The sequence below is a fragment of the Pseudomonas sp. genome (genome assembly GCF_037994325.1).
Taxonomy (GTDB): Bacteria; Pseudomonadota; Gammaproteobacteria; order Pseudomonadales; family Pseudomonadaceae; genus Aquipseudomonas.
Window position 1 is genome coordinate 1 of record NZ_JBBNAH010000307.1, and the last position, 10,041, is coordinate 10,041.

Genomic DNA, 10,041 nt, shown 5'->3' on the forward strand with positions numbered 1-10,041 from the left:
ATCGATGCCATCGCTGGCGGTGGCGGCCTGCTGACCATGCCCGCCCTCCTCACCGCCGGCATCCCCCCGCACCTGGCGCTGGGCACCAGCAAACTGTGCGCGACCTTTGGCTCGGCCACCGCCAGCCTGGCCTTCTACCGGCGCAAACTGTTCGACCCCAAAGCCTGGCGCTACGGCCTGATCGCCACCGCCATCGGCTCGGTATTGGGCGCCAGCCTGGCGCATTGGTTGCCGGCTGAGTGGCTGATGCAAATGCTGCCGGTGGTGGTGTTTGCCTGCGGTATTTACTTGCTGTTTAGCCGCACGCCGACCGCGCCGGTAATCAGCGATGCACCGATTGCGCAGCGCCGGCAATGGCCGCAAGGCCTGGCCCTGGGTTTTTACGACGGCGTCGCCGGCCCTGGCACCGGCGCGTTCTGGACCGTCAGTTCGCTGCTGCTCTACCCGCTCGATTTACTCCGCGCCAGCGGCGTGGCGCGCAGCATGAACTTCGTCAGCAATATCACCGCGCTGGTGGTGTTTATCATCGGCGGGCAAGTGGCCTGGGTGCTTGGCCTGAGCATGGGTGTGGCGCTGATGGCTGGGGCGTTTCTCGGCGCGCGCACAGCGATTTCCGGCGGCTCGAAATTTATTCGACCGGTGTTTATCTGTGTGGTGTTGGCCTTGACCGTGCGCCTAGCTTGGCAGCACTGGTTCGGGCAGGCCTAAGCGGCGCGCCAGATAGACGTCAATCAGGTAGCGGGCAATCGAGCGTGAGGCCGGCAGTGGCGGCAGGTTATCGATCTTGAACCACTGCGCATCTTCGATTTCTTCTTCCTGCATCACGATCTCGCCGCTGGCATATTCGGCGTGATAACCAAACATCAGCGAATGCGGGAATGGCCAGCTCTGGCTGCCCAGGTACTGCAGGTTTTTGATTTCCACGCCGACTTCTTCGCGCACTTCACGCGCCACGCAATGCTCCACCGACTCGCCCGGCTCAACAAAGCCGGCCAGGGTGCTGTACATGCCCGGCACATAACGCGGCGAGCGCGCCAGCAGCACTTCGTCACCACGGGTAACCAGCACAATCATGCTCGGCGAGAGACGTGGGTAATGCGCCACCTGGCAGTTCGGGCACGTAGCCGAACGATCAGTGGCCGAGCGCTGGGTACGGGTGCCGCAGCTGCCACAGAAGCGATAGTTATCGGCCCAGGTGGCGATCTGCGCGGCAAAGCCCAACAAACGGAAGGTATCGGCGTCGCTTTGCATCATGTGCTGACGCAAGGTCAGCAAGGTGCAGCCGTCCAGTTGCGGCGCCTGGGCAAAGTCCAACAAGTAAATGGCATCGCCATCGAAATGGCCCAGGCCGTGTTCTTCAAACGCGGGCAAATCCTGGCGCTTTAACCACTCGCGGGGAAACAGCACGCCATTGCTATCGGCCAGGAAGCCGCCGCGAAAATGCGCCACGGCCCAGCCGCCGCCCTGGGTGATGTCCAGTACTGCCGGCTCCCAACTTTTACTCATCAGGCCGCCACCTGCAAACCAAGGGCGCGCACGCTTTCGGCGGCCAGGTCGAGCACGCTCGGCACGGTTTCCGGGCGCAACACGGCGCCGCCTTCGAGGTAGTACTCAAGGCTGGTCAGGGCGTCGGCGAGGGTTTCGAGCATTTGCTCAGACGGCATTTGCGGCGCTTCGATCATCTGCGTTTGGATGTAGTCCGCGCAGGCGCCGACCAGCAGGGCGGCACGTTGCTGATTGAGGAACCACAAGCCACCACGCACCGCCTGCAAGCTAAACGGCACGTTGGCCAAATGCAGCTTGTCGCCGTTGGATTCCAGATACGAGGTGATCGCGCGCTTGGCCAAGGCCAGACCGGCTTGCGACTCATCGACCACGACAATCCGCGCCTCGCTCAATTGGTGCTGGGCAAACGAGGTCGCTTCATCACCCGGCTGCACTTCCTGCGGCCGCGAATCACGGCGCTCGCCGCTTTCCAGGCTGGCCACCATGCTTTCCACGTACAGCACCGCGTCGGCCAGCTTGTGCAGCGCCGGCACTTCAATCGGCTCGGCATCGTTCCAGCCAGCAACCACTTGCAGCTGATTACTCAAGGTTGCGCCAGCAGAGCTCAGGCCAACCATGCCCAAGGTTTTTGCCAGTTTGCCGAGCAAACCATGCAGCGTGGTCAGGCGTTCGCTGTCGACGGTGCCACGCTCAATCAGGTCGAGCAGATCTTTAACGCTGGCCAGTTCTTCGCGGATCGCCGACGACAACGAACGCATCACCGAACGGCCTGGGCCGGCCAGCAGTTGCGATTCTTCTTCGAGCAGTTGATCGGTGAATGGCAGCGGCGTCAGGGCAAATACTTCACGCACCTGAGTCGCCAGCGGACCATGGCTGTCGGCCAAGGCAACAAGATAGAGCAGCTCTTTAAGCAGGTTACGCGGCGCCTCATAGCTGGCGTTGCCGAGCAGTTGCTTAAGCTCGCGGTCGATACGGGCGAACAGCTGTTTACGCGATTTGCGCGCCAGCAATTGGCCGTCGACCTGGGCTTCCAACGCCGCAGCGCCAATCCAGCACAGGCGACCACGGGCTTGGCTGGCAAACAGGCTGTCGAGCCGGGTCAGGGCGCGGCCCATGAGCTTCAGGCCCGCTTGCGGGTTTTCTTCGCGAATAAAGCCGAGCAGCCCCACTTGATACATCTGCCGCAGGCGGCGCAAGTCAGCCGTATAGGCCGCAACGTCAACCAGCGCGCCGGTTTCGGGGCGGGTTTGGTCCAGGCGGGCGCTAAAGAAAAAACTCTCCGGCAGCGGCGGCTGACCGCCAGCGGCGCGCAGGTCGTTAATCGCCGGCAGCAGCAGCTCAGGCAGCTCCTGGCGGTGCATTTCAACGTTTTCCAGGTAACGACGCAGCACGTGCAGGGCATTGCTCAATGCTGACAGCTGCACATCGCGCTCTTCACCGGCGCCTTCGGGAATATCGGTGGCCTGCTCGAGCACTTCCTGAGCCAGCAATTCAGCGCCGGCCAGTTCGATCAGGTTGAGCGTGCCGCGAATTTGCTGCAGGTACTCCACCGCCTGTTGCAGCAGGCTGCCGTTGTTGCGTTCGGCAATAAACTGCTCAAGGCTCAGTTCCGCCTCTTCCATGGTGGCGAACAGCTCGTCGCGCACCAAGCTTAAAGATGTGGCTCCAGAAACCATGGCCTACTGCGCCTCCCGCGCCAGTGAGAAATTCGCGCGCATCAGTCTGCGAATTCCGGCTTTTGCTTACTCATGTGCGCGGCCATGGCCACGCGCAGATCAGCAGACTGCAACATCGTGGCATTCCAGGTGGCGACGTATTCCAAACCGTCGTCAACGCGGTGGTCACGCATATAACCAATCATTTTTTTCGTGCCACGGATGGCGATCGGCGACTTGCTGGCGATCTCGCGGGCAATGCCGAAGACACCGTCCAACAACGCCACTTCATCAACATAGGTGCGGTTAACCAAGCCAATGCTGCGCGCCTCTTCACCACCAATGGTGCGCCCGGTATAGGCCAGCTCGCGCATCATGCCGTCGCCAATAATGCGCGGCAGACGCTGCAAGGTGCCGACATCAGCGGCCATGCCCATGTCGATTTCTTTGATCGAGAACTGCGCGTCCAGCGTGGAATAACGCATGTCGCAGGCGCTGATCAGGTCGATGGCGCCGCCCAGGCAGTAGCCCTGAATAGCCGCCAGCACCGGCTTGCGGCAGGCATCTACAGCGTTGAACGAGCTTTGCAATTCGAGAATTTTACGCCGCAGCACTTCGGCGTTACGGCCGGGGTCTTTACCCAGTTGGCTGCCGACTTGGGCGAGCATCATCAGGTCGATGCCCGAGGAGAAATGCTTGCCGGCGCCAGAGATCACCACCACCCGCACTTCGTCGTTGGTGTCGATCCAGTTGAAGATTTCCACGATTTCGGTCCAGAAGTCCGCGCTCATCGCGTTAACCTTTTCTGGACGGTTGATCACCACGTGGGCGATCTTGTCGGCCAGTTCTACACGAAACGCTTTGTAGGCGGACATCTTGGCCTCTCTCAATTCTGCTGCACGCGCGTGCATAGAATGTTGTTATGAATAAAACCGGGCAACTATAACAAGCACGCCCAAAAAGTCGATGCCGGCGGTGTGACGCAGGCCACGTCGCAGGTCTTCACAGCTCTACTCCAGTAAAGCCGTTAAGCGCTTGATCTGTTTGATATCTCGCCAACGCCCAAAACACTATTCGAATAAGGTCTACCCCGCCATGCCCACCTCGCTTGCTCAAGCCTTTGGCAACAACTTTCTCGGCCACTCGCCGCGCTGGTACAAGCTGTGCATTGTCGCCTTTCTCGTCGCTAACCCACTGGCCCTGTGGACGCTAGGCCCAGTGGTGGCCGGTTGGCTGCTGGTGGCCGAATTTATTTTCACCCTGGGCATGGCGCTCAAATGCTACCCGCTGCAACCCGGCGGCCTATTGGTGCTGGAAGCATTGCTGCTGAAGTTGGCCGGGCCACAGGCGCTGTATGACGAGTTGGCGCATAACTTCCCGGTGATTTTGCTGCTGATGTTTATGGTCGCCGGCATCTACTTTATGAAAGACCTGCTGTTGCTGGTGTTCTCCAAGCTGCTATTGGGAGTGAAGTCCAAAGCGCTGCTAGGCCTGACCTTCTGCTTACTGGCGGCGTTTCTCTCCGCCTTTCTTGATGCCCTGACGGTGATCGCTGTGGTGATTACCGTGTGCCTGGGCTTTTACTCGGTATTCCATCGCTACGCCTCCAGCAGCAGCCACGACGACAGCAGTGACGACGGCACCATCGCCGACTCGTACCGCCACGACCTGGAACAATTCCGTGCCTTTCTGCGCAGCCTGCTGATGCATGGCGCGGTCGGCACCGCGCTGGGCGGCGTGTGCACCCTGGTTGGCGAACCGCAAAACCTGTTGATCGGCCATGAAGTGGGCTGGGACTTTGTCACCTTTTTCAAGCATGTCGCGCCGGTGTCCATGCCCGTGCTGGCGGCAGGTTTAGTGACCTGCGTACTGCTGGAGAAACTGCGCTGGTTTGGCTACGGCGTCGAGTTGCCGGCCTCAGTGCGCAGCGTTCTTGCCGAGCATGCCGCGCGCCAAGCGCAAACCCGCACCCAGGCCGACGTGGCCGGCTTGATTGTGCAGGGCCTCGCGGCGGTCATTCTGATTGGCTGCCTGGCCTTTCATGTGGCGGAAGTGGGCCTGATCGGCCTGCTGGTGATTGTGCTGATTACCGCCTTTAGCGGCATCACCGACGAACACCGCATCGGCAACGCTTTTAGAGACGCCCTGCCCTTTACCGCTTTGCTGGTGGTGTTTTTTGCCGTGGTGGCAGTGATTCATGAACAGCAGCTGTTCACCCCCATCATTCAGGCCGTACTGGCGCTGCCGGCAGAACAACAACCAACCATGCTGTTTATCGCCAACGGCCTGCTCTCGGCGATCAGCGATAACGTGTTTGTCGCCACCATCTACATCACCGAGGTCAAACGCGAGTTTGCGGCCGGCACCATGAGCCGTGAACACTTCGAAACCTTGGCGGTAGCGATCAACACCGGCACCAACCTGCCCAGCGTGGCTACCCCCAACGGCCAGGCCGCGTTTCTGTTTTTGCTGACCTCATCGTTGGCGCCGCTGGTGCGCTTGTCTTACGGGCGCATGACCTGGATGGCGCTGCCCTACACCATCGTCATGAGCGTATTGGGGTGGTGGGCCGTGGCGCACTGGTTGTAACGGATTAAAAGCCGGTGCGCACAGCACACCCTACGGCTCGCTCAACGTAGGGTGTGCTGTGTGCGCACCACCACACAAAGCGCCCCTACAACGTGGCCACCCCATGCACCCGGTTACGCCACTGGCGCCAGGTGTATAGCGGAATGCCCGCCATCAATACCAAGAAGCCCCAGAAAATTGCCTGCTGCCCGGTGCCGTACAGCGCCCACATGGAGTAGATAAAGCCCAGGCAACCAATCACCACCAGCAAGCCTCGCTCACGGGGTTTAAAGGCCTCAGGCTTGACCGCCAGAAACTGCAGCAAGGCGGCGGTGCAGAAGGCGTAGGGCACTACGCCCGTCATGGTGCCGAGCAGGATGATGACGTTAAACACGTCGACTAAGTCGCCCTGCCCGTCAATCAGCACCAGCAACGTCACCAGCACCGCCGACACCAGCAAGCCGTTGGCTGGCACATTGTGTTTGTTGGTTTTCGCCAACGACTCCGGCAGCAGCCCGTCACGCGCGGTGGCCATGGGGATTTGCCCTTGCAGCAGCACCCAACCGTTTAACGCGCCCAGGCAAGCGATCACCGCGCCACCGGCCACAAAGTAATACCCCCACGGCCCCAGCAATACCTGCGCGGCATCGGCAAAAGGCGCCGTGGAGCGCACCAACACCTCTGGCGGCAGTACGCCCTGCACCGCCGTGATGGACAAGATATACACCGCAGCCGCCACCAAGGTGCCGAAAATAGTGGCGCGTGGGATGGTGCGTTTGGGGTCTTTGACATGCTCGGCCGGCACCGTTGCCGATTCCAAGCCGATAAACGACCACAGCGTCAGCGCCGCCGTGGTAGCAATCGCTGTGGCATAACCGCCGCCACCGGGCAGCGCTTCAACCGGCGGTATGCGCAGGTACTCAGGGTGAAAGGAAAACCAACCGAGAATGCCGATTAACAGCAGCGGGATGAGCTTGAGGGCGGTGAGAACGTTCTGCACCACACCAAACGCGCCAATGCCCCGCAGGTTGATCAGGGTGCACAGCCAGATCGCCGCGATGGCCGTACCGATGGCCAATACCGGGTCGCGCAAGGCGGGAATAAACACTTGCAGATAGCCGACCAGGGTTACTGAGATAGCGGCATTGCCTATCCACGCGGCTTTCCAATAGGTCCAGGCGCACAGGTAACCGGCAAACGGCCCAAAGCCATCACGGGTGTAGGCGTAAGGGCCACCGGCCGAGGGATTGAGGCGCGATAGACGGGCAAAGGTCAGGGCCAAAACCACCGCGCCAATGCTGGAAATCAGCCAGCCAAACAGACTCAACCCACCAAAGGCGGCCAGGCTGGAGGGCAGTAAAAACACCCCCGAGCCGACCATATTGCCCACCACCAGCGCCGAGCAGGTCCAGAAGCCCATGGTCCCTGCTGCACTCTGCTGCTCTTGGCGCATGACTCCCCCTTGGCTGAATTACTCCTTGATGCAGTCAACGGTATAGCAGCGACCTTGCGGGGTGTCTTGGTGCTGCAAGCCGTGCACGTCGGTGTCGAAGCCAGGGAAGCTGCGGTCAAACACGCGGGCAAAGGACAAGTAATCAATGATCGAGCGGGTGGCTTCGGTAAAACGCTCGCCCGGCATGATCAACGGAATGCCTGGTGGATACGGCACCAGCATCACCGCCGCAATCCGCCCCTGCAATTGATCCACCGGCACCGCCTCCACTTCGCCACGCACCAAGTGGTTGTAAGCATCCGCCGGCTTGATCGCCACTTCCGGCAGCACCGTGTACATGCGCTTAAGCGCTTTCGGCGTGGCGTTATCGCGGTAGCAGGTGTGCAAGGCATCGCACAGATCACGCAGGCCCATACTCTGGTAACGGGCATCGCTGCTGGCGATGGATTTCAGGCATTGGCTTAACGGCACGTTGGCGTCGTAGCTGCGTTTGAACTCCAACAACTCGGTGAGCAAGGTGCTCCACTTGCCCTTGGTGATGCCCATGGAGAACAGCACCAAAAAGGAATACAGGCCGGTTTTTTCCACCACCAAGCCACGCTCCCAGAGGAACTTGCTCACCACCGCTGCGGGAATACCGCGATCACTTAGCGCGCCGCCTGCCGTCAGGCCGGGGGTCACCAAGGTGACCTTGATCGGGTCAAGCAACACATAGTCGTCGGCGATATCACCAAAGCCATGCCAGTCGGCCTGCGGCTTAAGCACCCAGTCGTGGGTGGCGACATGGTCCGCGCCCTCCGCCAACGGCGGCTGCCAAATGCTGAACCACCAGTCTTGCCCGCTAAAGCTCTGGCCCAGGTTGGCCAAGGCGCGGCGGAAACTCAGCGCCTCATCAAAGGTTTCCTGAATCAGCGAACGCCCCGCCGGGCCCTCCATCATCGCCGAGGCCACATCCAGCGAAGCGATGATGCCGTACTGCGGCGAGGTGGAGATATGCATCATGAACGCTTCATTAAAGCGGTCACGGTCCAACTGGCGAGCGCCACCGTCTTGCACATGAATCATCGACGCCTGGCTAAACGCAGCGAGCAACTTGTGGGTGGAATGGGTGGTAAACACCAGCGGGCCATCATCGGTGCGCGAGGTGCCCATGCCATAACGGCCGGCGTAGAACTCATGGAACGCCGCATAGGCGTACCAGGCTTCGTCAAAGTGCAGCACCTCAACCGAATCGCCGATGGTCTTTTTAATCAGCTCGGCGTTGTAGCACAGGCCGTCATAAGTGGAGTTGGTCACCACCACCAGTTTCACCTTCGGCGCGCGGCCACGGGCCAGCGGGCTGGCGTCGATCTTGGCCTGAATCGATTCGCGAGTGAACTCGCTCAGCGGAATCGGCCCGATAATGCCCAGCTCATTACGCTCCGGGCTCAGGTACAGCGGGATGGCGCCGGTCATGATGATCGAATGCAAAATCGACTTATGGCAGTTGCGGTCAACCAACACCAAATCGTCGCGCCCCACCATCGAGTGCCACACAATCTTGTTCGCCGTCGAGGTGCCATTGATCACAAAGTACGTGTGGTCCGCGCCAAAATTACGCGCCGCACGGGCCTCGGCTTCGGCCAGTGGCCCAGTGTGATCAAGCAGCGAACCGAGCTCCGGCACCGACACCGACAAGTCCGAACGCAAGGTGTTTTCGCCAAAAAACTGGTGAAACGCCTGCCCCACCGGGCTCTTGCGATACGCCACGCCACCGCCATGCCCCGGCGTGTGCCAGGAATAATTCGACTCCGCCGTGTGCTGCACCAACGCCTTGAAAAACGGCGGCAACAAACCATCCAGATAATTACGCGCGGCGCGGGCCACTTGCCGGGCCAAGAAGGGCACGGTGTCTTCAAACAGATAGAGAAGGCCGCGCAGTTGATTAAGATCGGCCATCGCCTCGGCCGGCGCGTTCTCAATCGTCACCTGCTCGCCCAGCGCAAAAATCGGCAACTGCGGCGCGCGCACACGGGCCACGCGAATCAGCTCAATCACATCATGCAGCAACCGCTGATTCTCCCCCGCGCCCTCAGCGGCGACCAAAATGCACGCCAAGCCATGGTGCGTGGACGCCACAATGCGGCCTTCGGTGGAACTGGCGGTGGAAATAATCGTGAAGCCTTCGAGCTCCAACTCACGGGCAATTTCCCGCACACGGTCCCCGGCCACGGTGTCGGCCTTGATATCGCGATGCACGATAAGAACGGGAAACTTGAGGTCTTTATACATTCTATTAGCGCCTGAAGAGTAACCGGGCCGAGCCCGTGCAACCGTCAGGGTAGAGGCTCACCCCAACAGGCGTAACCCCCTGTGGCGCGAGTTATACGAAAAGGTCGCGCGGGGATAAATCAACGCAGGGAAGTGGCTGTTCCTAGGGTGTACTGCGCGCACCATCGCGGTCGCGCCTAAATCGTTTTGGTGCGCGTAGCAGACCCGAGCGATGCCCACAGGCAAAAAAGCCCAGCACGACAGACCCACTTCTTAACGCTCATCCAAAGCAAAACACCGGTCTATTTTTCACCCAATTTTGTGTACTTACCTACCAACTGAAAAAAGCGGTAGGCGCGACCGTCGCATGAGGGCCCACCGACCCAAAACTTATACACTGAAATCCCGGTATACCCCCGACTTCTTATCATAACCGGCAGAAACAGCAACTCGACTAATTAATAATTACTTTCTGGCAACATCTACTATTTCATTTTTAACAATTGTTACGGGAAAATACGTCGGAACTTCTACACGAGTATCTATAGAAGTCGCTCATTAATATATAAATCGCTTCCAAACTTACCAACCAACTGAGCACGTGAAACG

The 10,041-nt window shown here is 59.9% G+C and carries 7 protein-coding genes; 2 read left to right on the plus strand and 5 right to left on the minus strand.

Annotated features, from left to right (window positions below; translation table 11 throughout):
* The coding region (locus AAAB16_RS10395; RefSeq protein ID WP_340663257.1) for a TSUP family transporter at positions 1-708 on the plus strand (708 nt) is incomplete at its 5' end.
* Here the strand turns inward: AAAB16_RS10395 and nudC are convergent.
* From nudC to AAAB16_RS10410, 3 genes are read right to left on the minus strand one after another with little or no spacing between them, the layout of a single operon-like run.
* A complete protein-coding gene (gene nudC, locus AAAB16_RS10400) occupies positions 676-1,506 on the minus strand; it encodes an NAD(+) diphosphatase (RefSeq protein ID WP_340663258.1) in 831 nt (276 codons plus the stop codon). The genes AAAB16_RS10395 and nudC overlap by 33 nt on opposite strands.
* Positions 1,506-3,182, minus strand: coding sequence for a ferrous iron transporter B (locus AAAB16_RS10405; protein ID WP_110617702.1), 1,677 nt, complete (start codon positions 3,180-3,182; stop codon positions 1,506-1,508). Before AAAB16_RS10405 ends, nudC begins: the two co-directional genes overlap by 1 nt.
* 41 nt (positions 3,183-3,223) lie before the next feature.
* Positions 3,224-4,036, minus strand: coding sequence for a crotonase/enoyl-CoA hydratase family protein (locus tag AAAB16_RS10410; protein WP_340663259.1), 813 nt, complete (start codon positions 4,034-4,036; stop codon positions 3,224-3,226).
* Positions 4,037-4,256: 220 nt separating this feature from the next.
* Between AAAB16_RS10410 and nhaB the strand changes: the two genes are divergently transcribed.
* Positions 4,257-5,750, plus strand: a complete 1,494-nt coding sequence (nhaB, locus tag AAAB16_RS10415; protein WP_340663260.1) for a sodium/proton antiporter NhaB — start codon at positions 4,257-4,259, stop codon at positions 5,748-5,750.
* Positions 5,751-5,835: 85 nt separating this feature from the next.
* On the opposite strand, the gene AAAB16_RS10420 is transcribed toward nhaB, so the two are convergent.
* Both AAAB16_RS10420 and AAAB16_RS10425 read right to left on the minus strand, forming a co-directional pair.
* Entirely contained in the window at positions 5,836-7,182 is a 1,347-nt protein-coding gene (locus AAAB16_RS10420) for an amino acid permease (protein WP_340663261.1), read from the minus strand.
* An 18-nt stretch (positions 7,183-7,200) separates the two neighbouring features.
* Positions 7,201-9,453, minus strand: a complete 2,253-nt coding sequence (locus AAAB16_RS10425; protein ID WP_340663262.1) for an arginine/lysine/ornithine decarboxylase — start codon at positions 9,451-9,453, stop codon at positions 7,201-7,203.
* Positions 9,454-10,041: the final 588 nt, after the last annotated feature.